The organism is Aliihoeflea sp. (assembly GCF_052435475.1).
Classification (GTDB): Bacteria; Pseudomonadota; Alphaproteobacteria; order Rhizobiales; family Rhizobiaceae; genus Aliihoeflea.
Genome location: NZ_JBQVMV010000056.1, coordinates 1 through 546, shown reverse-complemented (window position 1 = coordinate 546; position 546 = coordinate 1). Strand labels below are relative to the sequence as shown.

At 65.8% G+C, this 546-nt stretch carries 1 protein-coding gene; it reads left to right on the top strand.

Translation table 11 applies throughout. The features are described from left to right. On the top strand, positions 1-546 hold a 546-nt coding region (locus ACT6QU_RS19520), incomplete at both ends, for a glucuronate isomerase (protein ID WP_444837037.1).

Below are 546 nucleotides of genomic sequence, written 5' to 3'. Positions count from 1 at the left end.
GGATCGAGGTGATCGCAACGACCGAAAGCCCGCTCGATACGCTCGAGCATCACGCGGCTATTCGCGCTGCCAACGCCAGCGGCGAGTGGGCGGGACGGGTGGTCACCGCCTATCGCCCCGATCCGGTCGTCGATCCCGAGTTCGAAGGCTTTCGCGACAATCTCACACGCTTCTCCGACCTCTCGGGCGAGGACGCCTTCAGCTACGCGGGATACCTCGCCGCGCACCGCAATCGCCGCGCCTTCTTCGCCGAGATGGGCGCAACCTCGACCGATCACGGCCATCCGACCGCGGCGACCGCCGACCTGTCGGACGCCGAGGCCGAAGCGTTGTTTGCGCGTGTCACGGGTGCCAATGTCAGCGCCGCCGATGCCGAACTGTTCCGCGCGCATATGCTGACGGTGATGGCGGGGATGAGCCTCGACGACGGGCTCGTCATGCAGATTCACCCCGGCAGTTTCCGCAACCACAACCCGTGGCTGTTCGAACATTACGGCCGCGACAAGGGCGCCGATATTCCGACGGCGACCGACTATGTCCATGCAC